We start from the raw sequence: 26,313 nt of genomic DNA on the forward strand, positions 1-26,313 counted from the left end.
GCCGTGTTCACGCATCAGGAGGCAACTGCGCCGCCGCATGAAAAAACGCCTGCGCCCGTGGCTCGTTGCCAAACGCCACATGAATCCTGATCCACGGGCTCACCTCCCGGTTCGGCCTGAAGTGCTGTCCAGGCAGCACCGTCACTCCGAGGGGCTCGCCGCATTCGACGAGCCGCTCGGCGTCCGCGACATGCGGCACGCGTGCCCACACGAACTTGCCGCCCGCTGGTTCTTCGAAGATCTCCCAGCCGGCATCTTCGAGTGTCTGGACGGTCGAGCCGAGCGCGCCGCGCATCTGGCGGCGCAGTCGCTCCAGATATTTGCGATATGCGCCGCGCTCCAGCATCGACACCGCCACCGCTTCGGCAAAGCGCGAACAGCCGATGCTCGTCAGCATCTTGATGTCGACCAGGTCCTTGATGATCGCGTGACTCGCAACCACGCAGCCGATCCGTAGCGAAGACGACAGCGTTTTCGACAATCCGCCGATGTAGATCACCTGTTCGAGTTGGTCGAGGGTGGCCAGGCGGTCGGTGAGCTCGGTCTGAAAATCCGCGTAGATATCGTCCTCGATGATCTGGAAGCCATGCTCTCGCGCCATTTGCAGCAAACGGAATGCGACCTGCGGTGCGACCGTGGTGCCGGTCGGATTGTGGAACACGGTGTTGATGAGCAGCAACCTGGGCCGGTGCAGCTTCAGTTGCGCCTGCATCGCGTCGAGGTCGGGACCATTGCCGGTGCGTGGAATGCCGATCAGCTTCATGCCGTGCAGGCGCAACAGGCCGTACAGGTTGTAGTAACCGGGGTCCTCGACAAAGATCGTATCGCCTGGCTTGAGCATGTAGCGCACCAGCAGATCGAACGCCTGGCTCGCGCCATTGGTGATCAGAATCTGCGATGCGTCTGCCTGGATGCCCAACTGGCCAATCCGGCCGCGCAACTGTTCGCGCAAGACCGGGTTGCCGAGCGGCGTCGCGTACTCGACCATGCTAGCCGGATCGGTTCGCGACACGTGGCGGATCGCCTGCGCAATGCCATCGATGTCGCGCCAGCTTTCGGGGATGAAACCGGTGCTGAGCTTCAGCGTCTCGCCCGGAAAGTTGAATTGCTCGAGCAGATGGTCCGACTCGACATCGGCGCGGCGCGGGTCCGAAGTGCCTTGGCAGCGCATGTCTGTCGGTTGGCGATCGGCGACGTAAAAGCCGGAGCCGTGGCGCGAGTCGACATAGCCGAGCGACACCAACCGGTCGTATGCCTCGATCACCGGAAAGCGGCTTACGCCGAAGTCGGCGGCGAACTGGCGGATCGACGGCAGCTTTGAACCGGGATGTGCATTGCGCGAGCGGATCCATGCCGAGACGCTCGCGACGATCTGCTCGGTCAGCGGCACGCCGTTGTCCCGATCGAGCTGGATTTCGAGTTTCATACGCTTGCCTTCTGTCGCCGGGCTGCGAACGCGAAAGTTTTAAACCTGCGCCGCGCGAGCCATGCCAACTGTTCGGTTTTTTGACTGAACAGTTCCGATGAAAGTGTTCGGAACTGTGCATGGGTCTCCGATCATCGCACGTCAATAATCGGTACAACAGAAAGTTCATCGAGGAGAACGGCGATGCGAGAAGTGCGAGTTTTCGAGCTGGAACATGGCGAGCCCGTCACGGCCTGGCGGGTTGCGCGTCCGACGATTTTCAAGGTGATCAGCGGCAACGTCTGGCTGACCGTCGAGGGCGAGCATGAGGATCACTGGCTGGCGGCGGGGCAGTCGATCGAGTTGGCGCGTGGATCGGTGGCATGGATCAGCGCCGGGCGGGACGGGGCGCGTTTTGCGCTGGCGAGCGGCTCGGAACGCAAGCTGCCGACGCTGCTATTCGGCTGGCCGATGCCGGCTTGGCTGGCGCGCCGGCCAGGCGTGGTCTGATGCAGGGCGAACGGCGAGCCGCCTCTTCGTAGCCCCTAAGCAGCACCTCCCGCCTCATACTCCCCGATATACCGCGCCCGCGGCCGGATCAACCGGCCATCGCGCGCCTGCTCCATCGCGTGCGCGATCCAGCCGACCATCCGCCCGAGCGCGAACAGCGTGAACGCGGCCCCGCTCGGCAAGCCGAGCACGCGCTCGATCGCGGCAAGCGCGAAATCCACCGTCGGCTCCGCGCCGGTCGTGTCGCGCACCGCTCGCTCGACCTGCAGCACCTCGTTGAGCGGCGAGCGGGCTGGCGCGCAGTCGGCGAGCATCGTCAGCAACAACCGCGCGCGCGGATCACCGTCCGGATAGAGCGGATGACCGAAGCCCGACAGCACCGGACCTTGCGCGCCGTGCTCGTAGCGCGCGAGACGGTTCGCCAGATAGCGGTCCAGTTCGGGCGAGCGCGACGCCTCATCGAGCAGCGCGGCGATGCGCACGGTTTCGCCGCCGTGACGCGGCCCGGAAAACGCCGCGAGCCCGCCCGCAACCGCACAGAACAGATGCGCGCCCGTCGACGTGATACAACGGACCGTGAACGTCGACGCGTTCAGCTCGTGATCCGCGCAGGCGACCAAGGCCGCGCGCAGCAGTCCGCTTTGCTGACGGCTGCGCACCCGCCAGGCCGTCGCGATCTGCCGATGCAGCGGTTCGTTCGACGGCGCCGCCGGCAGCATCGCGGCGGCCAGCAGCCGCATCACGGCGCACGCGGTGTCGAGCTGCGCATCGCGGCCGAGCGCCCACACGCGCGGCATCTGCGCGGCGGCGGCCGGCAGCAGCACCAGCGCGCGATCGAGCGGCGTGCTGTCACTCCACAGCTTGAGCCACGCGGCCCATTGCGCGGGGGCGAGCGGCATGGCGGGCGCATCGGCGATGCGCCGCGCGCTGCATTCCCACAGCAGCGCCGCGACGTCTTCGAGTGACGCACTGCGCGCGAGCTCGATCGCATCGTGGCCGCGATACAGCGGCCGACCGTCCGCGACCAGCGTGATCGACGATTCGAGCACCGGTACGCCCCAGTCGAGCACCTTCTGCGCGACCTTGCCGGCGCGTTTGCCGTCCGCCTTGCGACGCGCGAGGCGGCGCACCTCGGCGGCATCGTAGAGCCGATGCCTGCCTTGCGTATCCGGCGACGAGCCGAGCATGCCGCGGCTCACATACGCGTACAGCGTCGGCAAACTGACGCCGAGCGTTGCGGCCGCTTCGGCGGCGCTCAGGTAAATCGAGGCTGGCATAAAAGTGCGTATAAACCGAAGAAATCAATATATGTTGATTATCATAATCAAGGTTGATTGCGGCAAAGCGCAAATTTAGACTCAGTGCATCCGCTTCCTGTCCGCGCGGCCAGCGCGCCCGATCCCATGACGCCCGAACTCGCGCTCAAGCACATCTGGACCCTCGCCGGCTGCGATCCAATCGCGCTGCACACCGTGTCACTTGCCGGCGCGGACCCCGGCTTGCCGTCGGTCTACCGCGTCGGCAGCCTCGCGGCGTCTACCATCGCCGCGACGGGCCTCGCCGCCGCCGAGTACTGGCGCTTGCGCAGCGGACGCCGGCAACAGGTGTCGGTGCAGATGCGTCGCGCGCTGGCGGCCTTTCGCAGCGAACGCTATTTGCGGATCGACGATGGGCCGCCGCCCGCGCTGCGCGATCCGGTCACCGGCTTCTATGAAACGGGCGACGGCCGCTGGATCCAGCTGCATACGAATTTCGCGCATCACTTGAAGGGCGTGCTCGAGGTGCTCGGCTGTGACAATGGGCGGCCCTCGGTGGCGGCCGCGATTCGCGGCTGGGAGGGCGCGACGCTCGATCAAACGCTCGCCGACGCGGGCCTGTGCGCCGCCTTGATTCGCACGCCCGACGAATGGGCCGCGCTCGAGCAGGCCAAAGCGATCGCGCGCTTGCCGCTGTTCGAGATCGAGCGCATCGGCGACGCCCCGGCCGAGCCGCCGCGCCACGCCGACGCTGACGCTGACCCCGGCATCGACCGCCCGCTCGCGGGTGTGCGGGTGCTGGATCTGTCGCGGATCATCGCGGGACCGGTGGCCGGCCGCGCGCTCGCGCATCATGGCGCGGACGTGTTGACGATCAACGGGCCGCATCTGCCGAACATCGCGCCGCTCGTGATCGACAACGGCCGCGGCAAGCGTTCGGCAATCGTCGATTTGCGCGAGGCGGCAGGCTGCGACACGTTGCGCGGACTCGCGCGCGATGCCGACGTGTTCCTGCAGGCCTATCGTCCGGGCGCGCTCGAGGCGCGCGGCTTCGGGCCGGACGAGCTTGCGCGGCTGCGGCCCGGCATCGTCTATGTCTCGGTGTGCGCGTACGGGCACACAGGGCCGTGGGCGCAGCGACGCGGCTTCGATAGTCTGGTGCAGTCGGCGAGCGGCATCGCGTGGACCGAGCGCGCGGCGGCGGGTTCAGCCGAGCCGCGGCATCTGCCGTGTCAGGCGCTCGATCACGCGACCGGCTATCTGGCCGCGTTCGGCGCGATGGTCGCGCTCGCGCGGCGCGCTCGCGAGGGCGGCAGCTGGCATGTGAAGGTGTCGCTTGCGCAGACGGGGCGTTGGCTGCGGTCGTTCGGGCTGCTGGCCGACGGACAGCAGGCGCCCGAGGTGTCGCTCGACGATGTGCGCGATTGCGTCGCGAGCGTGCAGTCGGAGTTCGGGCGTGTGCTTGGCGTGCTGCCGGCGGAGGAACTGGAGCAGACGCCTGCGTTTTATGCGCTGCCGCCGGCGCGCATCGGCGCGCACGAAGCCCGGTGGACGTGACGGTTGGAGCGGGCGGCGCGTTCAGATTGGGAACGCGGCGTACCTAACTGCCCACCGTGTCGCAGCTTACTTCCGCAACTCCGCCACGAAGTCGTAGTAATCGTTGCGGCAGTACGTGTCCGTCAGTTCGATCGCGCGCTGATCCGCCGTATAACCCACGCGCGTGATCAACAGCAACGCCTCGTTCGTTGCGATGCTCATCTGCTGCGCGATCTCGTCGCTCGCGTTCACCGCGCGGAAGTGCTGCAACGCGCGCACGATCGTCAGTCCGCGATTCTCCAGATACGTGTACAGCGAGTCGCCGATTGCCTGTGGATCGGGAATCACCGCGGCCGGGAACGTCGAATTCTCGACCGCCATCACGATGCCGTCGGCGAGCCGCAGCCGCCGCAGCCGCGTGACCGCGGCGGCCGGCGACAGCCCCAGTTGGATCACCTCGTCGCGATTGGCCGGCGAGATTTCGCGCGACAGCCACTTCGAACTCGGCGTGAAGCCGCGCCGCCGCAGCATTTCGCTGAAGCTCGACAGACGCGACAATGGATCTTCGTAGCGCGGCGTGATGAAGCTGCCCGCGCCTTGGGTGCGGCGGATCAAACCCTGCTCCACGAGCAGCGCGATCGCCTTGCGCGACGTGATGCGCGACACGCCGAGCGCCTCCGACAGCACGCGCTCCGAAGGCAGCGCCTCGCCGGCGTTCCAGCGGTTTTCGTGGATCGCGCTGCCGAGCTTGCGGGCAAGTTGCAGATAGAGCGGCGTGTCGTTTTCCGGGTCCGGGCGCAGGTCGCGCCAGCGGTCTTCCGAGGCAGAGGTCATGGGGCTCACGCAAGATGGGCAAGCGGCAATTTTAAAACATCGGCGCGTCCCGTTATAGCTGGCTTTTGCCAGGCACGCCGTTGTGAGGCCGCGGAGCCGCTAAACTCGTCGCTAGGTTTTTCGTAGCGTGCGTTGCGTGATGAGGCGGCGGGCCAGCGCATCGCATCTGAATCGAGCCACTTTCGAGGAGTCAGCATGACGAGCGAGATCGCAAGCGTGAGCCTGCCGGGCGGCGAGCGCATGCCAGCACTGGGGCAGGGCACGTGGGAGATGGGCGAGCAGCGGGCACGACGCGCGGCGGAAATCGATGCGCTGCGCTGCGGCATCGAACTCGGCATGACGCTGGTCGATACCGCCGAAATGTACGGCGACGGCGCGACCGAGTCGCTGCTCGGCGAAGCGCTCGCGGGTTTGCGCGACAGGGTGTTTCTGGTCAGCAAGGTGTATCCGCACAACGCCAGCCGGCGCGGCGTGATCGCCGCGTGCGAGCAGAGCCTGAAGCGTCTGAAAACGGACCGGCTCGACCTGTATCTACTGCACTGGCGTGGCTCGGTGCCACTGGCGGAAACCGTCGACGGCTTCGAGGCGCTGCGGCGCGCGGGCAAGATCCGTCACTGGGGCGTCAGCAACTTCGATACCGACGACATGGAAGAACTCGTCGCGACGCCAGGCGGCGACGCGTGCGCGACCAACCAGATTCTGTACAACGTGGCGCGGCGCGGGCCGGAGTTCGATCTGTTGCCGTGGCTCGCCGCGCGCGGCATGCCCGCGATGGCGTATAGCCCGGTTGATCATGCGCGGCTGCCGAAACGCTCGCCGCTCGACGATATCGCCGACGCGCGCGGCGTCTCGGTGTTTCAGGTGGCGCTCGCGTGGGTGCTGGGCAAGCCCAATGTGTGCGCGATTCCGAAGGCGGCGCGCGTCGAGCATGTGCGCGACAACCATCGCGCGTCGCAACTGGTGCTGGAAGCCGGCGAACTCGCCGCGCTCGACGCGTACTTCAAGCCGCCGCGCGGCAAGCGTGCGCTGGAGATGTTGTAAGCGCCGGCGCGGCCGTCATCCGTTGCGGAACGGCGGCGCGCGAGGCTCGAAGCGCTGTGGGTGTCGATGACGCCGCTCGCGCTGACGCGGCGCTCAGGTGCAGGGATGGTGCTGATGCACGGAGCCGAGCACGGCGACTTCGGCGGGGGTGTGCTGCAGCGCGTCGTCCGGCACCTGGGTGGCATCGGCGAGGAAGTCGTCGACGATCGACGACACCGCCACGTCGCGCAGGCATAGCGACACGCGCTGCGTTTCGTTGGCGGGGAGGGTTGCTCGTTGCGAGAGGAACAGCACGCCGTATTGATAGCCGTGGATGATGCCGCGGATCGCGCCGACGCATTGCCCTTGCGCGACGTTGTCGTGGCGCTGTTTGCAGCTCTGGACGAGCGAGTAGGCGGAGAAGCTCGGGTCGACCGGCGGCGCCGCTTGCGACAAGGTTTGCGCCATTGGCTGCGCGGGAGTTTGCGCATTGGCGAGCGATGCGAGGCCCAGGGCGGCAGCGGTCAGCACGGCGGCTGCCGTGCGGGTCGCGGAGGGGGGGACGCTTCTATGCATGTTGTGGGCCCTCATATCGAACGATGAATTTGATATGAGGCGGTCGTCTCGGATTGGTTCCATAACACTCGCACGCAATGGAGGCTGTGTTCCCGCCGCTCGCAGTGCGGTTCGCGCGATGGCGCGAGGCGCGGCTCGCGCTCTCTCCGAGCCATTCCGTCAGCGCGCGCCGAAGGCGGGCGTGCCGCCCCGACCGGCCTCCGGCGGTGACACCCGACCGGGGGATCGGGACATCACCGCCGTTGCGAGCGGATAGCGGACAGCATGCCGGGACATGTCGCCGGCGGGTAGGGCGCGGGGCCCCTACCCGGAGGCAACGGGCGACGACTAGTGCCCGTTCCCGCCACCCTTGCCTCCGTGACCGCCGCCGAAGCCTCCGCCAAAGCCTCTGCCGAAGCCGCCACTGAAGCCACCACCATTCGCACCGCCGAAACCACCGCTAGGGCCACCGCCAAAGCCACCACATGGGCCACCGCTGGAGCCTCCGCAACCGCAGCCGCCGCTCCCGCAGCCGCCACCGCGCGGCGCATCATTGCACGGTAGTACTGATCTGATTTTCCGGTCTTCATCGCGCGTCTCCAGAGCGAAGGACGGTACCTCTCTGCCGCCTTCACTAGCTGCTCCAGCGGCGGCCGACCTGCCTGCACGCGGGTCTTGTCGAACCCCCAGTCCGTTGTGTCGAAGTTGTCCGTGCGTCGCTGCCGTGCTGATCGCGCGAGGTCGCGCCATCGCGTGGTGACGCTCGTCGGGCGGATATGCGCGGCGTTGCGCGCCCGGGTTGGCTTCGAATCTCTGGCCGCTAAGTTAGCGATATCCATGCCACGCGTCGCAAAGCCTTGAAGCGACACGGGCGATATCGGGATGTGCAATGCGCACGCTGGAAAAACGCCTCAAAACGTTGCGACGATGAAACGCGCGGACGCAAAAGTGTGTTCCGACGTGGGATTCGTTAAGAGGGGCGGTGTGCGTCGATGAGGTTCGAGTCGACGCTAGCTGGCGTTTTCCGACGCATCGTCGGAGGTGCCGCCATTCGTCGGGTCGCCCGCATTGTCGTCGCGCGGCTCGCTTTGCAGCTCGCGAAGTGTGGCGACCGGAATATGGCAGCGAATCCGGTGCGCCGAAGACGAATCGGCGGCGCCGTCCGCGTCGAGAAACGGCGGGTCCTGCTGCTCGCAGATCGCGCCGAGCTTGCGTGGACAGCGCGTGTGAAACACGCAGCCCGACGGCATCGCGCCGGGCCCGGGCAACTCGCCGGAAAGACGGATACGCGTACGTTGATGCATCTCGCCGCATGCGCCGTCGCCCGGCAGCGTCGGCACGGCGGACAGCAGTGCCTCCGTATAGGGATGCTGCGGTCCATCGAACACGGCCGCCGCCGGGCCGATTTCGAGCAGCCGACCGAGATAGAGCACCGCGATGCGATCCGACACATAGCGGACCACGTGCAGATCGTGCGAGATAAATACGTAGCTGACGCCGCGCTCGCGCTGCAGATCGGCGAGCAGGTTCAGAATCGCGGCCTGCACCGACACGTCGAGCGATGAAGTCGGCTCATCGCACACGACGACGCGTGGTTCGCCGGCGAACGCGCGCGCGATCGCGACGCGCTGCTTGAGCCCACCCGAAAGCTGGCGCGAACGTGCGTCCAGATAGCGCTCGGGCAGCCGCACGGCGTCCGTCAGCGTGGCGAGCCGTGCCTCGATCTCGGGCCCGCGCAGCGCGGTGAAGCGCGCGAGCGCACGGCCGATCAGCCGCTTGACGGAATGCGCGCGATTGAGCGCCGAGTCCGGATTCTGGAACACGATCTGCAGCGATTTCAGCTGCTCGTCGCTGCGTCGTGTGACGCGCGCGGCGAGCGGGGCGCCGTCGAGTTCGAGCACGCTGCCGGCATCGGGTGCGAGCAGGCCGAGCAGCAGCCGCGCGAGCGTTGTCTTGCCGCTGCCCGATTCGCCGACGAGGCCGAGAGTCTCGCCGCTCGCGAGTTCGAGCGACACGTCGTCGACCGCGCGCAGCGGGGCGCCCGATACGTGGAATGTTTTCGACAGGTTCCGAGCGCGCAAGACCGGCGCAGAGGGCGCGCGCGGCGCCGCGTTGGATGATGCGGCCGCCCCCGGCGCCGCGCTCGATGTCGCACGCGGCAGTTCGATCGCACGCTCGTGATAGTGGCAGCGCGCCATCTGATCGCCATGCCGGGCGCCGAGGCGATAGGGCGGCGGCGCGTCGCGGCGGCAGCGCTCGTCGGCGAGACGGCAACGCTCCGCATAGATGCAGCCCTGCGTGACCGAGCCCGGCAGAGGCAGGCCGCCCGCGATCGTATCGAGCCGCTCGCTGTCCTTGCTGCGTCCGGCCGTCGGCAGGCAGCGCAGCAACCCGACCGTGTACGGATGACGCGGCCGCGCGAACACGTCCTGGGTCGCGCCTTCCTCGACCAGCTTGCCCGCGTACAGCACGCCGACGCGTTCGCACATGCGGCCGATCACCGCGAGATTGTGGCTGATGAACAGCACCGCGGTGCCGAGTTCCTCGCGCAACTGTGCGACGAGATCGAGCACTTCCGCTTCGACGGTCGCGTCAAGTCCGGTAGTCGGTTCGTCGAGAATCAGCAGCGCGGGGTTCGACGCGAGCGCCATCGCGATCACGACGCGCTGCTGCATGCCGCCCGATAATTGATGCGGATAGCTGTTCATCACGCGCTCGGGCGCCGCGATGCGGACGCGTTTGAGTATCTCGAGCGTGTGTTGCAGCGCCTCGTCGCGCGCGACGCCGGCCGCCTCGAATGCTTCGGAAACCTGACGGGCAATCGTCAGCGATGGATTCAGTGCGCGCCCCGGGTCCTGGTAGACCATCGAGACGGTCGTCGCACGCATGCTGCGCAGCGCGTCGGCACCCAGCTTCTGCACGTCCTCACCGGCGATTACGATCTTGCCGGCCTTCACCTTGCCATTGCGCGGCAGATAGCGCAGCGTCGCCATTGCCACGGTCGACTTGCCGCAACCGGATTCGCCGACGAGCCCATACGCCTCGCCGCGTCGCACGCGAAACGATACGTCCTGCAGCACTTCACGGTCGCGTCCGCGGATCCGGTAGGTGACCGTCAGGCCGACCACGGTCAGGGCATCGGTGCGATCGCTTTTCGACACGTCGAACGCGGCGAACGAGGAGGGCGGTGGGCCATTCATTGGTCGAGCACTCCCTGCACGCCGTCGGCGATCAGATTGACGCCGACCACCAGTGACGCGATCGCGCCCGCCGAGAACACGACGGTCCACCACGCGCCGCCCGCCATCAGCGTGTAAGACTCCGACAGCGCGAGCCCCCAGTCGGCCGACGGCGGCTGGATGCCGAAGCCGAGAAACGACAGCGTCGCGACCGCGAAGATCGCATAGCCGAGCCGCACCGTCGCTTCGACGACGATCGGCGGCAGGACGTTCGGCAGGATCTCCGCGAACATGACGTACGGCGCGCGTTCGCCACGCAGCTGCGCGGCGGCCACATAGTCGAGATGCCGCTCTGCGAACACGGCGGCGCGCACGGTGCGGGCTGTTATCGGCGTGAAGGTGGTGCCGATCACGAGAATCACCGTGAAGTTCGACGCACCGACCGCGGCGAGCGCGAGCAGCGCGACGATCACGAGCGGCAGCGCGAGCACCGCGTCGATCATGCGGCCGATCACGTCGTCGACCCAGCCGTCGAAGTAGCCGACCAGCAGGCCGAGCGCGGTGCCCGCCGCGGTGCCGAGCAGGGTCGCGAGCGGCGCGATCGTCAGGATGTCGCGCGCGCCGACGATAACGCGTGAGAATACGTCGCGGCCGAGCTGATCGGTGCCGAACCAGTGCGTGCGATCGGGCGGCGTCAGCGAATTGAGCGGATCGGACGCGTATGGATCGAGATGCACGAACCACGGCCCGGCGATCGCGCAGACGATCCACCACGCGACGATCAGCGCGCCCACGATGAAGGTCGGCGAACCGAGGAGCAGGAGGAGGCGCGGGAAACGCGGCTCGGAGCCCGGTGCGCCTGGCGCGGGCGAGCCTGGTGGCGTCGATGAAGCCGGCGGCACGGTCGTATTCATTCGGCGGTCCTCACCCGCAGTCGCGGATTGAGCAGCACGTGCAGCGCATCGGCGACCAGATTCGCGAGCGTATAGACGACGCCGATCGTCAGTACGCCCGCTTCGAGCATTGGAAAATCCTTCGCCTTGGCGGCGTTGTAGATCAGCGAGCCGATGCCCTGGTAGTGGAACAGCGTCTCGACCACCACGAGTCCGCCGATCATGTAGCCGAGTTGGGTGGCGGCGACGGTGATCGTCGGCAGCAGTGCATTGCGCAGCACGTGCCGCCAGATCACGACGTGGCGCGGCAGGCCCTTGAGGATGGCGGTGCGCGTGTAGTCGGCGTCGAGCGCTTCGACGGTGCCCGCGCGTGCCATTCGCGCGATGTAGCCGAAGAACACGAGGACGAGCGGCAGCACCGGCAGCACCAGATGCCGCAGCTGTTCGAGCACGCTCGCATCGGGCGGATATGAGGCCTCGATGGGCAGCCAGCGCAGCCACACGCCGAACACGAGAATCAGCACGATCGACGACACGAACTCCGGCACCACGGTCGCCGACAAACCGGCGATGCTGATCGTGCGATCGAGCCAGCGCCCCGCATGCATCGCCGACCACACGCCGCCTGCGATGCCGAGCGGCACGACGACGATGAACGCGAGCAGACCGAGCTTCGCCGAATGCCCGAGCGCATCGGCGATGAACGGCCTGACCGGTTCGCGATACGCGTACGACAGCCCCATGTTGCCGCGCACGAAATGCGTGATCCAGTCGATGTATTGCGTGAGCAGCGGCCGGTCGGCGCCGAGCTGATGATCGAGCGCGGCGACCGCGCGCGCATCGGCGAGCGGCCCGAGCACCGCGCGGCCGATATCGCCGGGCAGCAGTTGGCCGCCCGCGAACACGATCGCCGACAGCAGCCACAGCGTGATCAGCGAAAGACCCACGCGCGTCGCGAGAAAACGCGCGACGCGGCCCGCGTTGCCGTTCGTCGCGCGCGGCATACGCGATGTATTCGAGGCGGGAGAGGGCGCCGGAGCCGACATCTTGAGTTCTCCTGCGAAAAGCGAGGCGGACAGCGCGCTGCTTACGCGCTGAGCGTCGCGCGATCGAAATACAGTTGCGCGAGCGCAGTGAAGCGCACGCCGTTCACGCCCTTGCGCATCGCGATCAGCTGATCGTAGAAGAACGGGATGATCAGTGGCGTTTCGTCGAGCAATAGTGTCTGGATCTGCCCGGAGATTTTCTTTTGCGTGGCGAGATCGATCGCCGCGACGAACTGTGCGACCAGTTGATCGTATTGCGGATTCTTGAAGTGCGCGGCGTTCCACGTGCCGTTGCTCGTCAGCGTCGCGTTGAGGAACACGTTCGGCACGCCGCGATGGCCGTAATCGGTGATGCCGAGCGGCGAGTCGAGCCAGTCGGATTTGCCCGGCGTGCCCGCGCCGTAGTAGAGCGATTGGCTCTCGACCTTCAGATTGATGCGCACGCCGATCGCCTTCGCGGCGTTCTGCACGACGACCGCGAGGTCGGGGATCTCCATGTATTTTTCGGTGGTCAGCGTGACGTCGAAACCGTTCGGCACGCCGGCCTGCGCGAGCAGCTGCTTCGCCTTCGCGACGTCGATCTTGCGTTGCGGCACGCCCGCATCCGACGATGGAAACACCGGCGCGAACGGGCTGTCGTTGCCGAGTTGTGCGCGACCCTTGAAGAGACCGCGCACGATCACGTCGCGATCGAGCGACAACGCGAGTGCCTGACGCACGCGCTTGTCCTTGAAGAGCGGGCTGTCGTTGCGCATGTGAATCTGCCGGTGCGCGCTCGACTTGACGCCGACCGCCTTGTAGTCCGGGTTGTTCAGGATGGCCGCGCCGCCCTGCACGGTGAACGTGCCCATCACGTCGGCCTGGTGGCCTTGCAACGCGAGCAGTTGAGACTGCTCGTCGGCGTAGAACGAAAACTGTACGCGTTGCGGTAACGCTTTTTCGCCCCAGTAGTCGGGATTGCGCACGAACGACGCGCCAACCTTCGGCTGATACTTTTCGAATTTGAACGGACCCGTGCCGATGAAACTCTTTTTGTAGTTGCCCGCGAAGTTCGCGGGCAGGATCACCGCGTTGTAATTATCCGAGGAAACGTAGTACGGGAAATTGCCGGTCGGCGCGTCGAGATGAAACTCGACCGTGTGTTCGTCGACGACCTTCGCGCCGCCTTTCGACAGCACGCCCTTTAGTACCGATAGCGCGGCCGAGCCGCTCGCCGGATCGGCGAGACGGTCGAAGGTCGCGACTACATCTTTCGCGCCGAAGCTCTGGCCGTCGTGGAATTTTACGTTCTGGCGCAGTTTGAAAGTCCACACGTCGCCCTTGTCGTTCGGCTTCCACGACAGCGCGAGCGCGGGCTTCAGCATCAGCTTCTCGCCGTCGTCGTCGATCAGGAATTCGCCGGTCTGGTTCAGCAGCGCGAGACTCGCGGCGTCAGTCACCGTCAGCGGATCGACGGCGCCCGCTGGCGTCAGATGCGCGACGCGGATCGTCTGGTTCGACCCGGCCGAAGCACCTTGTGCCCGCGCTCGCGGCGCGCCGAGCAAGCCGCCACCCGCGAGCGACAGACCGATCACGCTCGCATGGCGCAGCAGTTCGCGGCGCGTGATGCGGCCGGCGACAAACTCGTCGAGGGCGTGGTTGCCATAGGCGTCGGCTGTGAGGCGGGCTGCGTCCAATGCGTCAGGTGCGAGAAATCGGTCCGCTGGCGTTTTCATCGATGGCGTGTCCAACCCGTTCTGTTGCTGGTTCCGAGGCGTCGCGCGAGCCGCGCGACGGCGCGAGGTGCAGCGAGCCTTCCGATGGGCGGTGGAATGTGGTGGGGCCGCTATCGCGAAAGGGCAACGCTATGCAGAGCGGTCTCAGTGTAAGCGATTGCTCGCGGCTCTGGCGCACCGGGGGCGCGCCGCGCTAGTCGATCGGCCGATAAATGACGCGCGGTGTGTCGTCGTCACAACGGTTACCGGACGCGTGCTCGCGAGGGGCGGCCGCGATGGTGGACGGATTGGCGGAGCAACACGGTGCGAACTGCGGTTTCGAACTCCACAAGGTGGAACTCTCAAGGAAACCTACGAATAAACCCGATCTGCGATGAGGTGCCGCGCGACCGGGATGGCAGCTTCGAACCGATGCTGATGCCCAAGCACGACCGACGCTTCACATGCTTCGACGACAGGACCAATGAAGGTCCGCGGAAGACGCTGAACTACGAAACGTCAGCCGAACGGTTCCGGCCACTTATCGTGCCGCCGTACCCGGCCGTCTCCAGCGATGAAACAGCACCGAGCCGATCCAGCACCCCATGAAGGCCGCGATGATCGCATAGCCGAGCGCGCCGAAATGATCGTTGATTCCGACGATCGCATCCGACACCCCGCCGCTCCAGCCGAAGCGATCCGACAGCAGCCCCAGCGCCTCGACGCCGCCAATCACGATCGCGACCATCGCCGACACGAACGTGATGCTCGCGTTGTAGTAAAGCTTGCGCTTCGGGTCGTCCATCGCCCAGCCGTACGCGTGCACCATCAGCACGTTGTCGGTCGAATCGACAAGCGTCATGCCGGCCGTGAAGAGCGCCGGGAACACAAGGATCGAATAGAGCGGCAGGCCAGTGCTGGCCTGCGACGCAGCGATCGCGAGCAGGCCGATCTCGGTCGCGGTGTCGAAGCCGAGCCCGAACAGCACGCCGACCGGATACATGTGCCAGCTTTTCGTGACCAGCCGAAACAGCGGCCGCAATGCGCGCGACAGCAGCCCGGCTGGAGCGAGCGCATCGGCCGACGCTGCGGTCGCAGCGTCGCCACGTTGCGTGTGCCGGTAGCGGCGCCACACGTCGCGCAGGACCACGAGATTGACCGCCGCGAGCACCAGCAGGAACGACGCGGAAACCAGTGTCCCGAGCGTGCCACCCACTTCCTTGAAGCTTTCGAAGCGCCCGTTCAGCGAATGCGTGGTCCAGGCGATGCCGATCGTCGCCGCGATCACGATCGTCGAATGGCCGAGCGAAAACGCGAGCCCGATCCCGACCGGTCGCATGCCGGTTTGCATCAGCTTGCGCGTAACGGCGTCGATCGCCGCGATGTGGTCGGCGTCGACCGCATGACGCAGTCCGAAGCCATACGCGAGCAGCGCGGTGCCGAGCAGCAGCGGGTAGTGGCGAAACGCGATTAGCGCCCACAGCCATGCGCCGAGGTTGGCGGCGAGCAGCACCGCGTAGAGCGCGACGAGGCGAGGGCGCAGCGAGGCGTTAGGCGTCATGTGGCACGAGCGGATGAATGGGTGGGTTGATGAGCGGCTTAGTGATCGTGCGGATGCTTGTGGATCGGATCGACCCAGTAGACGGTTTCCGGCTGCTCGACCGCGTCGATGTTCAAATTGACGACGACCGCTTCGTTGTCGCTGCGCACGAGCACGCATTCGAGCGGCTCGTCGGTGCTCGCGTTGATCTCCTGATGCGGCACATAGGGTGGCACGAAGATGAAGTCGCCGGGACCGGCCTCGGCGGTGAATTCCAGATGCTCGCCCCAGCGCATGCGCGCCTGGCCGCGCACAACGTAGATCACGCTTTCGAGCGAGCCATGATGATGTGCGCCGGTCTTCGCATTCGGATGGATCGTCACGGTGCCGGCCCAGATTTTCTGCGCGCCGACGCGCGCCGCGTTGATTGCGGCCGCGCGGTTCATGCCCGGCGTTTGCGCGGTGTTGGTGTCGAGCTGATCGCCGCGGATGACCTTCACGCCGTGTTCGCGCCAGTCGATCTGCTGGCTAGCTTCGGTGGCGTCGTGCTCGGCCCGGTAATGCGGATGTTCATGATCGTGGCTCATCGTGTCTCCTCCTCGGCTGGCGTGCCGCGTTCGAGTCGTTCGCTTCGGTCCTACGATTCAGGGGCGTGCCGCACGGCTGGTCAATATTCTGGCACGTTCAAAAAACGGGTGCGTGGCTCGACGATGCAAACGGCGCCGTAAAAAAGCCCGCTCACAGGGAGCGGGCTTCGGCTTGTCGCGCTCAACGCCGCCGCGTCAGCGTCATTGCTTCTTCGCGTTGATCACGGCCTCGGCGACATTGCTCGGCGTCTCGGCGTAATGCTTGAACTCCATCGTGTAGGTCGCGCGGCCCTGGGTGGCCGAGCGCAGCGACGTCGAATAGCCGAACATCTCGGCGAGCGGCACTTCCGCGCGTACCAGCTTGCCGCCGCCGCCCGCGATGTCTTCCATGCCCTGCACCATGCCGCGTCGGCTCGACAGGTCGCCCATCACGTTGCCCATGAAGTCCTCGGGCGTTTCCACCTCGACGGCCATCATCGGTTCGAGCAGGATGGGCTTCGCCTTGCGCATCGCTTCCTTGAACGCTATCGAGCCGGCCATGCGGAACGCGTTTTCGTTCGAGTCGACGTCGTGGTACGAACCGAAGGTCAGCGTGACCTTCACGTCTACGACCGGATAGCCCGCGAGCACGCCGGCTTTCAGCGTTTCCACGATGCCCTTGTCGACCGCGGGGATGAATTCGCGCGGAATCACGCCGCCCTTGATCGCGTCTACGAATTCGTAGCCCTTGCCCTGCTCGGACGGCTCCAACGTAATCACCGCGTGGCCATACTGACCGCGGCCGCCCGACTGCTTGACGAACTTGCCTTCGACGTCCTCGACCTTGTTGCGCACGGTTTCGCGATACGCGACCTGCGGCTTGCCGACGGTCGCTTCCACGCCGAACTCGCGCTTCATCCGGTCGACCAGAATTTCGAGGTGCAGCTCGCCCATGCCGGAGATGATCGTCTGCCCGGATTCCTCATCGGTCTGCACGCGGAACGACGGGTCTTCCTGCGCGAGACGGTTCAGCGCAATGCCCATCTTTTCCTGGTCGGCCTTGGTCTTCGGTTCGACGGCCTGCGAGATCACCGGGTCCGGGAAGATCATCTTTTCAAGGATGATCACATGATTAGGATCGCAGAGCGTGTCGCCGGTGGTCGCTTCCTTCAGGCCGACGGCCGCGGCGATGTCGCCCGCGTAGACCTCCTTGATTTCCTTGCGCTCGTTCGCGTGCATCTGCAGAATCCGGCCGAGGCGTTCCTTCTTTTCCTTGACCGCGTTGTAGACCGTGTCGCCCGAGTTGACGACGCCCGAGTACACGCGGAAGAAGATCAGCTGACCGACGAACGGGTCGGTCATGATCTTGAAGGCAAGCGCCGAGAACGGATCCTCGTCGTTGGGATGACGCTCGATTTCCTTGTCGTGCTCGTCGTGACCGGTGATCGCGGGCACGTCGACCGGCGACGGCAGATAGTCGATCACCGCGTCGAGCATCGCCTGCACGCCCTTGTTCTTGAACGCGCTGCCGCACAACATCGGCACGATCTCGTTGGCGATCGTGCGCGCGCGGATGCCGTGCTTGATTTCGGCTTCGCTCAGCGGTTCGCCGCCGAGGTATTTCTCGAGCAGTTCCTCGTTCGCCTCGGCCGCGGCCTCGACCATCTTGTCGTGCCATTCCTTCGCGGTGGCCGCGAGCTCAGCCGGGATGTCGCGGTACTCGAACTTGATGCCCTGGCTGTCGTCGTCCCAGTAGATCGCTTTCATCTTGACGAGGTCGACCACGCCCTGGAAGTGATCTTCCGCGCCGACCGGAATCTGGATCGGCACGGCGACCCCCTTCAGACGATCGCCGATCTGCCGCTGCACGCGGAAGAAGTCCGCGCCGACCCGGTCCATCTTGTTGACGAATGCGATGCGCGGCACCTTGTACTTGTTCGCCTGACGCCACACGGTTTCCGATTGCGGCTGCACGCCGCCGACCGAGTCGTACACCATGCAGGCGCCGTCGAGCACGCGCATCGAGCGCTCGACTTCGATCGTGAAGTCGACGTGCCCGGGGGTGTCGATGATGTTGATCCGATGCTCGGGATAGTTGCCGGCCATGCCTTTCCAGAACGCGGTCGTGGCCGCCGACGTGATCGTGATGCCGCGCTCCTGCTCCTGTTCCATCCAATCCATCGTCGCCGCACCGTCGTGAACCTCGCCGATCTTGTGGGTCACGCCGGTGTAGAACAGGATCCGTTCGGTGGTGGTGGTTTTGCCGGCATCGATGTGAGCGCTGATGCCGATATTCCGGTAGCGCTCGATGGGAGTCTTGCGGGGCACGTGAATCTCCTTGTAATGGCGCGCCTGAAACGCATGCCGGGCGACCGCGTGGGCCGCCCGGGGAGTCTGAGTGGTGCTTTATCTGGCGTTACCTTATCGAGATTACAAGGATAGCGCGTCGATTGGTCTTTTGCATGAATCTTGCCAGCCGGCGCGAAGGCTGGTGGCGCGGGGCTGCGCGGGCGAAAAAAAGCCGGCGCCTCGGGTTGAGACGCCGGCTTTTCGCGGGACAGCGTGGCGGGGCGGTGTCGCCGCTCAGAGGCCGCTCCGGGGTCATTTACGGGCTGCAGGGGCGCGCGGCCCGGCGCTGAGGGTTTTACTGCGTGATACCCGGCACCGGCGGTAAGCCCTGGATCTGCATGCCCGGCTTGATGCCTTTCGCCGAGAACCAGCCCTTGGGCATTTCCAGCGCGAACACGCCGTTGTGCGTCGGGCAGTGGTTGTTGGTGGTCTCGGCCTGCATCTCGTCGATGTCGGTGATCGTGCCGTCGGCGCGCATGAATGCGATCGACAGCGGGATCAGCGTGTTCTTCATCCAGAAGCAGTGGCCCGCGTTCTCGTTGAACACGAACAGCATCCCTTCGTTCGGCGCGAGCTTCGTGCGATACATCAAGCCCTGTTCGCGGTCCGCGTCGTTGGCGGCGACGGCCGCGTCGATCACGAACATGCCAGCGGTCAGCTTGACGCGCGGAAACTCGCTCGGCTGCTTGACGCCCGGCGGCATCTGCTGCGCCTGGGCGGGAGCCGTGGTGACGACGAACGACAGCGCCGCGAGCGGCAGTGCTACGGCAATGGCGAAACGCGCCATCGACGAGCGCATGGAAAATCGCACGGCAAGACTCCTTGCTGAAATTGACTCGCGCATGTTACGCGAGCGCGTCAAAAACAAAAAGGCAGATCGCCTTGCGGTGATCTGCCTTACAACGCCGTAAGAACGGCAATGAAGCTAGTTCTTTACTGCGTTTTTACAAGCAACTTACTCCGAAGCTGCCGAAGCTGCAGCCGCTGCCTTCTTGTGCGACTTCTTGTGAGCGTGCTTGGTCGTCTTCTTTGCCGACGAAGCTGCTGCTGCCGGAGCTGCCGAAGCTGCTTCCGGTGCCGATGCTTGTGCGAATGCTGCCGTTGCGAAGAGGCCAGCGACCAGAGCGGCGATCAGTTTGTTCATTGTGTGAATCCTCAGCTTGAGTTAATTAACCAAATGACCCGGCATATGTAGAGTCATGTCGGTAAACGTGCCATCCACCTTTCGGTTGACAGCCGCATCGAACAAATTTTTCGACGCGTCTGATAGCGTTCGGACTTTCGTACTCGCCGCGCGAAAACGGCTTATGCAAAGGTCTTTAAGGCTGAATGCCGGATAGCTTCGGCGGCATCTGCGTCGGATAACGCGTGGAGTTGTACGGCGGTTGACGCGAATTGCGCGGAAATTTTGATCGTCATGACACGCGATCAAACCGCGTGGCGCAGGCTCGCGGCGAGCCCTCTTGTTTCACGCATTTCGGGCCTGCGTTTCACGCATTATTTTGCGTGCCGCTACAACGAGTTAGCTTGATTGTCACAGCCGTGAAACCTGTTTGGAGTGAGCACGTGCGGGCTGATTCGCGCGTGCGTGAGTTCGGCACGCGGTGTCGCGGCGATGAACGAACAATCGTTAAATAATGTTCAGGCGACGCCATCCCATGGCGCGTTCGCTCGCAACTCCGTGCTCTGTCCGGGTTGCAGTCCGAGTGAAAAAATGTCAAGCGCACCGATGCCGACGCGCACGAGACGCAGAGTCGGAAAACCCACAGCCGCTGTCATGCGACGCACCTGACGGTTCTTGCCTTCGGTGATCGACAGCTCGATCCATGTGGTCGGGATCGCGGCGCGATAACGGATCGGCGGCGTACGCGCCCACAGCGAGCTGGACGGCTCAACATAGGTCGCCTGACATGGGCGTGTCACGTAATCGCCGAGATCGACGCCGCGCGCGAGCTTTTTCAACGCGGCGTCGTCGAGCGCGCCTTCGACTTGCGCCCAATAGCGTTTGACGAGCTTGTGACGCGGCTCGGCGATGCGCGCCTGCAGCGCGCCGTCGTCGGTGAGCAGCAGAAGGCCTTCGCTATCGGAGTCGAGCCGGCCGGCCGGATAGACGCCGGGTAACTTGACCCAGTCGGCAAGCGACGTCCGCGTCTCGTGTGGCGAAAATTGACAGATGGTGCCGAACGGCTTGTTGAGGGCGAGAAGGCGCATAGGAGAGCGATACGGCAGAGCGATACGGCGCGATGATAATGCATGAACCGGGATGCAGATTCTTCTATCTTATAGAGGAGCGTGGCGCGTTCGAGAGGCCGTCTATGTTGGAAAACCCGGAGCGAGGGGCGGCCGCGCCGCGCGTGGGGCGTGGGCTAGAATAACGGCCAGGCCGCTCGCGGCGGTTCGGCATTGCGCGGCGAGGGCGTCTCTTTCGCAGTCTCCCATCAGCTTTTGCATAGCTTTCACTGGAGTCCGATCATGCCGTATCAGCACATCAAGATTCCGACAGGTGGCGATAAGATCACCGTCAACGCCGACTTTTCGCTCAACGTTTCCGACGAGCCGATCATCCCATACATCGAAGGCGACGGCACCGGTCTGGACATCACGCCGGTCATGCTCAAGGTCGTGGATGCGGCGGTCGAAAAGGCGTACGGCGGCAAGAAGAAAATCCACTGGATGGAAATCTACGCGGGCGAGAAGGCGACCCGGGTGTACGGCCCGGACGTATGGCTGCCGGACGAAACGCTGCAGGCGGTCAAGGAATACATCGTGTCGATCAAGGGGCCGCTCACCACGCCAGTCGGGGGCGGCATCCGCTCGCTGAACGTCGCGTTGCGCCAGGAACTGGACCTCTATGTGTGCCTGCGCCCGGTGCGATATTTGAAGGGCGTGCCGTCGCCGGTGCGCGAGCCCGAGAAGACCAACATGGTGATCTTCCGCGAGAATTCGGAAGACATCTACGCGGGCATCGAATGGCCAGCTGAATCCGAACAGGCGAAGAAAATCATCAAGTTCTTGCGCGAAGAAATGGGCGTGAAGAAGATCCGCTTTCCGGATTCGTCGGGTATCGGCATCAAGCCGGTGTCGCGCGAAGGTACCGAGCGTCTGGTGCGCAAGGCGATCCAGTACGCGATCGACAATGAACGCCGCTCGGTCACGCTGGTGCACAAGGGCAACATCATGAAGTACACCGAAGGCGCGTTTCGCGACTACGGCTACGCGCTCGTGCAGAAGGAGTTCAACGCGGAACTGATCGACGGCGGTCCCTGGATGAAAGTCAGTAATCCGAAGACCGGCGGCGATGTCGTCGTGAAGGACGTGATTGCCGACGCGTTCCTGCAGCAGATCCTGCTGCGTCCGGCCGAATACGACGTGATCGCCACGCTGAACCTGAACGGCGACTACATCTCGGATGCGCTCGCCGCGCAGGTCGGCGGAATCGGAATCGCGCCTGGCGCGAACCTGTCGGATTCGGTTGCGATGTTTGAAGCGACGCACGGCACGGCGCCGAAATACGCGGGCAAGGATTACGTGAATCCCGGCTCGGAAATCCTGTCAGCGGAAATGATGCTGCGCCACCTGGGCTGGTTCGAGGCAGCGGATCTGATAATCAGCTCGATGGAAAAATCGATCCTGCAAAAGCGCGTTACTTATGATTTTGCCCGCCTGATGGAAGGCGCGACTCAGGTGTCGTGCTCGGCATTTGGGCAAGTGATGATCGAAAATATGTAATTGCCGCGCCGGGATTATCCGGTTTGCATAAAAACCCGGCGCCAGCAAACGGCCGGGGTATTTTTTTACCCGAAATTTTCGCGCGGTTTTCAAGCCGGATAATCCGTTGCAATAGAAAGCTGCCGCAAAAAAGAAACCCGGCGCGGAGCCGGGTTTCAAAAAGGACGGGTGTCGAAACGCTTCAGACTGGCGCCTGAATATTCGATGCCTGTTTGCCTTTCGGGCCTTGCACGACTTCGAAGGTGACCTTCTGGCCTTCCTTCAGCGTCTTGAAGCCATTCATCTGGATGGCCGAGAAGTGTGCAAACAGATCCTCGCCGCCCTCGTCAGGCGTGATGAATCCGAAACCCTTTGCGTCGTTAAACCATTTGACCGTACCAGTTGCCATTCCAACTTCCCCTGTAACTCATGTCACTACCACGAGCCCTCGAAAAGCCACGACCACGCGAGGCGGTCGTTCCCTCCTCACAAGCTCACCATCGGCATTTTTTCGAAATTATGGCTTAGTGAAAAAAGTGCCAGCTTAATTGTTGGGGCTCTTTATTCGAGTGTCAAGAAAATTTTGAGACGTCGTTGTCGCGTTGCAAACAGGCCGCTTTCCAGGGTTTTTACCGCTTCCGTATGTGCGGTGGCGCAAGCGGCGTGGCTTGAAAAGTCGCATAATCGACTCACTTGCTGACTGTGCCCGCGGCGCCGACGCCCAGCGCGGCGAGCGCTCGAAGCCAGTACCGGCAGGTTGTGCGATACTCGATCCGACCGCGGTGCAGCACGCGCCGCGCATGACAGGATCGGGGCCGGCACCGCAATCGGCTCGTCGAAAGCGCGCAGGCCAGGCCGAACATGACAGCATCGTGACGGCCGGGCGGCAGCGAACGGGCTCATCGGCCGGGCGGCCGGGTTTCGACAGGATTGCGGGCCTGTCCTAGTTGTTTAGAATGGGTGTATGGCGATTATCCCGGACAAGCAGGACGGCACCGTACTGGAGCGGCAGGAGCAGAAACTCAAGCCGCCGTCCATGTACAAGGTGGTGCTGCTGAATGACGACTTCACGCCGATGGAATTTGTCGTGATGATCGTGCAGGAATATTTCAATAAGGATCGTGAAACCGCAACGCAGGTCATGTTGAAGGTGCATCGCGAGGGCAGGGGAGTTTGTGGGGTCTATACGCGGGACATCGCGTCGACCAAAGTCGAGCAAGTCGTTACCCACGCACGGCAGGCCGGGCATCCGCTGCAGTGTGTGATGGAGGAAGCATGATTGCCCAGGAACTGGAAGTCAGCCTGCATATGGCGTTCATGGAAGCGCGCCAGGCAAGGCACGAGTTCATAACGGTCGAACATCTTTTGCTCGCGCTGTTGGATAACCCGACGGCGGCAGAGGTACTTCGCGCATGCGCGGCCAATATCGAGGATCTGCGCCAGAACCTGCGCAACTTCATTCATGACAACACGCCGACCGTGCCGGGCACGGACGACGTCGACACGCAGCCCACGCTCGGTTTCCAGCGTGTGATCCAGCGCGCGATCATGCATGTGCAGTCCACCTCGAACGGCAAGAAGGAAGTGACCGGCGCAAACGTGCTGGTCGCGATCTTCGGCGAGAAGGACTCGCATGCGGTGTACTACCTGCAGCAGCAGGGCGTCACGCGTCTGGACGTGGTCAATTTCATCTCGCACGGCATCGCCAAGACGAGCAGCTCGGACGCCGCGAAGGCGAGCGACGCGAATGCCGAGTCCGACGAAGCCGCCGCGCAGAAGGAAACGCCGCTCGCCCAGTTCACGCAGAACCTGAACCAGATGGCGAAGGACGGCCGCATCGATCCGCTGATCGGACGTGAGTCGGAAGTCGAGCGGGTGGTGCAGGTGCTGTGCCGCCGCCGCAAGAACAATCCGCTGCTGGTCGGCGAGGCCGGTGTCGGCAAGACCGCGATCGCCGAAGGGCTCGCATGGCGCATCACGCGCGGCGAAGTGCCGGATATTCTCGCTGATGCCCAGGTGTATTCGCTCGACATGGGCGCGCTGCTCGCGGGCACCAAGTATCGCGGCGACTTCGAGCAGCGTCTGAAGACGGTGCTGAAGGAACTGAAGGAGCGTCCGCACGCCATTCTGTTCATCGACGAAATCCATACGCTGATCGGCGCGGGCGCCGCGTCGGGTGGTACGCTGGATGCGTCGAACCTGCTGAAGCCGGCGCTCTCGTCGGGCACGCTGAAGTGCATCGGCGCCACCACCTTCACCGAATATCGCGGCATCTTCGAGAAGGACGCGGCGCTGTCGCGTCGTTTCCAGAAGGTCGACGTGACCGAGCCGACCGTCGAGCAGACGGTCGCGATCCTGCGTGGCCTGAAGTCGCGTTTCGAAGAGCACCACGGCGTCAAGTACTCGTCGGGTGCGCTGTCGGCGGCGGCCGAGCTGTCGGCACGCTTCATTACGGACCGTCATTTGCCGGACAAAGCGATCGACGTGATCGACGAAGCGGGCGCGGCGCAGCGCATTCTGCCGAAGTCGAAGCAGAAGAAGACGATCGGCAAGAACGAGATCGAGGAAATCATTTCCAAGATCGCGCGCGTGCCGGCGCAAAGCGTGTCGCAGGACGATCGCAGCAAGCTGCAGACGCTCGACCGCGATCTGAAGAGCGTCGTGTTTGGCCAGGATCCGGCGATCGACGCGCTGTCGGCCGCGATCAAGATGGCGCGCGCGGGCCTCGGCAAGCTCGACAAGCCGATCGGCGCATTCCTGTTCTCGGGTCCGACCGGCGTCGGCAAGACCGAGGTCGCGAAGCAGCTTGCGTTCACACTCGGCATCGAGCTGATCCGCTTCGACATGTCGGAGTACATGGAGCGTCATGCGGTGAGCCGGCTGATCGGCGCGCCGCCGGGCTACGTCGGTTTCGACCAGGGCGGCCTGCTGACCGAGGCGATCACGAAGAAGCCGCATTGCGTGCTGCTGCTCGACGAAATCGAAAAGGCGCATCCGGACATTTTCAACGTGCTGCTGCAGGTGATGGACCACGGCACGCTGACGGACAACAACGGCCGCAAGGCGGACTTCCGCAACGTCATCATCATCATGACGACGAACGCGGGCGCCGAGGCGATGGGCAAGTCGGTGATCGGCTTCACGAACCGCCGCGAGGCGGGCGACGAAATGGTCGACATCAAGCGCATGTTCACGCCTGAGTTCCGCAACCGTCTGGACGCGACGATCAGCTTCCGTTCGCTCGATGAGGAAATCATCATGCGCGTGGTCGACAAGTTCCTGATGCAACTGGAAGATCAGCTGCATGAGAAGAAGGTCGATGCGCTGTTCACCGATGCGCTGCGCAAGCATCTGGCGAAGCACGGTTTCGATCCGCTGATGGGCGCGCGGCCAATGCAGCGTCTGATCCAGGACACGATCCGTCGCGCGCTCGCCGACGAGCTGCTGTTCGGCAAGCTGATGAACGGCGGCCGCGTGACGGTCGACGTCGATGCCGACGACAAGGTGCAGTTGACCTTCGACGAGCATCCGGCGCCGCGCAATCCGAATCCGGAGGCGGTGGAAGTCGAGTGATGTCAGTCAGGCCCGCGTTGCGTTAAGCTGGCCGGACACCAAAGGCAGAACGGCGCGGGTTTTATCCCGCGCCGTTTTTTTATGCTCTGGTTTTTTCTCACGGCGTGCGCTGAAGGCGCCAGCCGCCGCGTCGCAGCAATCGATCAATGCTTGCCGGTGCTACCAAACCCGCCCGCGCCGCGCACGCTTTCCTCGAAGTCATCGACGATATTGAACCCAGCCTGCACGACGGGCACGATCACAAGTTGCGCGAGGCGTTCCATCGGATTCAGCACGAATGTCGTCTCGCCGCGATTCCACGTCGAAATCATCAGTTGGCCCTGGTAATCGGAATCGATCAGGCCGACCAGATTGCCGAGCACGATCCCATGCTTATGGCCGAGACCCGAGCGCGGCAGAATCAGCGCCGCATAACCGGGGTCGCCGACGTGGATCGCGAGTCCGGTCGGCACCAGCGCGGTTTCGCCGGGTTTCAGCGTCAGCGGTTCGTCGAGGCAGGCGCGCAGATCGAGGCCGGCGCTACCGGTCGTCGCGTAAGCGGGGAGCTGTTCGCGCATGCGCTGATCGAGAATCTTCAGGTCGAGTTTCATTCAGGTTCGATAGTTGGAGTTGAGATTGGTGAAGGGGACGCGTCTGACTGGCAACGCCT

The 26,313-nt window shown here is 64.5% G+C and carries 22 protein-coding genes and 1 pseudogene; 7 read left to right on the forward strand and 16 right to left on the reverse strand.

Annotated features, from left to right (window positions below; translation table 11 throughout):
- Positions 1-7: 7 nt before the first annotated feature.
- Positions 8-1,426, reverse strand: a complete 1,419-nt coding sequence (locus OKW44_RS33340) for an aminotransferase-like domain-containing protein (protein WP_018421614.1) — start codon at positions 1,424-1,426, stop codon at positions 8-10.
- 183 nt (positions 1,427-1,609) lie between these two features.
- Here OKW44_RS33340 and OKW44_RS33345 point away from each other — a divergent pair, with 183 nt between their 5' ends.
- Positions 1,610-1,915, forward strand: a complete 306-nt coding sequence (locus OKW44_RS33345) for a DUF2917 domain-containing protein (protein WP_018421613.1) — start codon at positions 1,610-1,612, stop codon at positions 1,913-1,915.
- 35 nt (positions 1,916-1,950) lie between these two features.
- Here the strand turns inward: OKW44_RS33345 and OKW44_RS33350 are convergent, their stop codons facing one another.
- A complete protein-coding gene (locus OKW44_RS33350) occupies positions 1,951-3,192 on the reverse strand; it encodes a citrate/2-methylcitrate synthase (protein WP_018421612.1) in 1,242 nt (413 codons plus the stop codon).
- Between the two features lie 126 nt (positions 3,193-3,318).
- On the opposite strand from OKW44_RS33350, the gene OKW44_RS33355 reads away from it, so the two are divergent.
- On the forward strand, positions 3,319-4,728 hold the full coding sequence (locus tag OKW44_RS33355) for a CoA transferase (protein ID WP_018421611.1): 1,410 nt from the start codon (positions 3,319-3,321) through the stop codon (positions 4,726-4,728).
- A gap of 66 nt (positions 4,729-4,794) precedes the next feature.
- On the opposite strand, the gene OKW44_RS33360 is transcribed toward OKW44_RS33355, so the two are convergent.
- Positions 4,795-5,541, reverse strand: coding sequence for a GntR family transcriptional regulator (locus OKW44_RS33360; RefSeq protein WP_018421610.1), 747 nt, complete (start codon positions 5,539-5,541; stop codon positions 4,795-4,797).
- A 195-nt stretch (positions 5,542-5,736) separates the two neighbouring features.
- On the opposite strand from OKW44_RS33360, the gene OKW44_RS33365 reads away from it, so the two are divergent.
- Positions 5,737-6,582: an aldo/keto reductase gene (locus OKW44_RS33365; RefSeq protein WP_018421609.1), complete on the forward strand. Its 846-nt coding sequence runs from the start codon at positions 5,737-5,739 to the stop codon at positions 6,580-6,582.
- A gap of 93 nt (positions 6,583-6,675) precedes the next feature.
- Here OKW44_RS33365 and OKW44_RS33370 read toward each other — a convergent pair whose 3' ends face one another.
- The 5 genes from OKW44_RS33370 to OKW44_RS33390 form a co-directional block, all read right to left on the reverse strand.
- Entirely contained in the window at positions 6,676-7,137 is a 462-nt protein-coding gene (locus OKW44_RS33370; RefSeq protein ID WP_026226005.1) for a Rap1a/Tai family immunity protein, read from the reverse strand.
- A 989-nt stretch (positions 7,138-8,126) separates the two neighbouring features.
- On the reverse strand, positions 8,127-10,316 hold the full coding sequence (locus OKW44_RS33375; RefSeq protein ID WP_018421606.1) for an ABC transporter ATP-binding protein: 2,190 nt from the start codon (positions 10,314-10,316) through the stop codon (positions 8,127-8,129).
- Complete coding sequence (locus tag OKW44_RS33380; RefSeq protein WP_018421605.1) at positions 10,313-11,209, reverse strand: ABC transporter permease; 897 nt, start codon at positions 11,207-11,209, stop codon at positions 10,313-10,315. The genes OKW44_RS33375 and OKW44_RS33380 overlap by 4 nt, the downstream gene beginning before the upstream one ends.
- Positions 11,206-12,234 carry an ABC transporter permease gene (locus OKW44_RS33385; protein WP_026226004.1) on the reverse strand — a complete coding sequence of 343 codons (1,029 nt, stop codon included), beginning with the start codon at positions 12,232-12,234 and terminating at the stop codon, positions 11,206-11,208. Before OKW44_RS33385 ends, OKW44_RS33380 begins: the two co-directional genes overlap by 4 nt.
- Positions 12,235-12,275: 41 nt before the next feature.
- Positions 12,276-13,949 (reverse strand): ABC transporter substrate-binding protein, encoded by a 1,674-nt coding sequence (locus OKW44_RS33390; RefSeq protein WP_026226003.1) that lies wholly within the window; start codon positions 13,947-13,949, stop codon positions 12,276-12,278.
- Positions 13,950-14,312: 363 nt separating this feature from the next.
- Here OKW44_RS33390 and OKW44_RS33395 point away from each other — a divergent pair.
- Positions 14,313-14,408: pseudogene (locus OKW44_RS33395) on the forward strand (transposase); the annotation flags it as partial.
- A 61-nt stretch (positions 14,409-14,469) separates the two neighbouring features.
- Here OKW44_RS33395 and OKW44_RS33400 read toward each other — a convergent pair.
- The 6 genes from OKW44_RS33400 to OKW44_RS33425 all read right to left on the reverse strand — a co-directional run bounded on the left by OKW44_RS33400 (position 14,470) and on the right by OKW44_RS33425 (position 20,594).
- Positions 14,470-15,489 (reverse strand): HoxN/HupN/NixA family nickel/cobalt transporter, encoded by a 1,020-nt coding sequence (locus OKW44_RS33400; protein WP_018421602.1) that lies wholly within the window; start codon positions 15,487-15,489, stop codon positions 14,470-14,472.
- A 38-nt stretch (positions 15,490-15,527) separates the two neighbouring features.
- Positions 15,528-16,055, reverse strand: coding sequence for a cupin domain-containing protein (locus tag OKW44_RS33405; protein WP_018421601.1), 528 nt, complete (start codon positions 16,053-16,055; stop codon positions 15,528-15,530).
- Positions 16,056-16,256: 201 nt separating this feature from the next.
- Positions 16,257-18,362, reverse strand: a complete 2,106-nt coding sequence (gene fusA, locus OKW44_RS33410; protein WP_018421600.1) for an elongation factor G — start codon at positions 18,360-18,362, stop codon at positions 16,257-16,259.
- A 316-nt stretch (positions 18,363-18,678) separates the two neighbouring features.
- Entirely contained in the window at positions 18,679-19,194 is a 516-nt protein-coding gene (locus OKW44_RS33415) for a DUF192 domain-containing protein (protein ID WP_026226002.1), read from the reverse strand.
- A 144-nt stretch (positions 19,195-19,338) separates the two neighbouring features.
- Positions 19,339-19,527, reverse strand: a complete 189-nt coding sequence (locus OKW44_RS33420) for a hypothetical protein (RefSeq protein ID WP_018421598.1) — start codon at positions 19,525-19,527, stop codon at positions 19,339-19,341.
- A gap of 497 nt (positions 19,528-20,024) precedes the next feature.
- Positions 20,025-20,594 (reverse strand): pseudouridine synthase, encoded by a 570-nt coding sequence (locus OKW44_RS33425; RefSeq protein WP_018421597.1) that lies wholly within the window; start codon positions 20,592-20,594, stop codon positions 20,025-20,027.
- Between the two features lie 261 nt (positions 20,595-20,855).
- On the opposite strand from OKW44_RS33425, the gene icd reads away from it, so the two are divergent.
- On the forward strand, positions 20,856-22,112 hold the full coding sequence (gene icd, locus OKW44_RS33430) for an NADP-dependent isocitrate dehydrogenase (RefSeq protein WP_018421596.1): 1,257 nt from the start codon (positions 20,856-20,858) through the stop codon (positions 22,110-22,112).
- 181 nt (positions 22,113-22,293) lie between these two features.
- Here icd and OKW44_RS33435 read toward each other — a convergent pair whose 3' ends face one another.
- Positions 22,294-22,500 (reverse strand): cold-shock protein, encoded by a 207-nt coding sequence (locus OKW44_RS33435; RefSeq protein WP_018421595.1) that lies wholly within the window; start codon positions 22,498-22,500, stop codon positions 22,294-22,296.
- 555 nt (positions 22,501-23,055) lie between these two features.
- Here OKW44_RS33435 and clpS point away from each other — a divergent pair.
- Positions 23,056-23,370, forward strand: a complete 315-nt coding sequence (gene clpS / locus OKW44_RS33440) for an ATP-dependent Clp protease adapter ClpS (RefSeq protein WP_008919570.1) — start codon at positions 23,056-23,058, stop codon at positions 23,368-23,370.
- Positions 23,367-25,664, forward strand: coding sequence for an ATP-dependent Clp protease ATP-binding subunit ClpA (gene clpA, locus OKW44_RS33445; protein WP_018421594.1), 2,298 nt, complete (start codon positions 23,367-23,369; stop codon positions 25,662-25,664). The genes clpS and clpA overlap by 4 nt, the downstream gene beginning before the upstream one ends.
- 143 nt (positions 25,665-25,807) lie before the next feature.
- On the opposite strand, the gene dut is transcribed toward clpA, so the two are convergent.
- Positions 25,808-26,254 (reverse strand): dUTP diphosphatase, encoded by a 447-nt coding sequence (gene dut, locus OKW44_RS33450; RefSeq protein WP_018421593.1) that lies wholly within the window; start codon positions 26,252-26,254, stop codon positions 25,808-25,810.
- Between the last annotated feature and the right edge of the window lie 59 nt (positions 26,255-26,313).

The sequence above is a fragment of the Paraburkholderia lebeckiae genome (assembly GCF_050436325.1).
Taxonomy (GTDB): domain Bacteria; phylum Pseudomonadota; class Gammaproteobacteria; order Burkholderiales; family Burkholderiaceae; genus Paraburkholderia; species Paraburkholderia tuberum.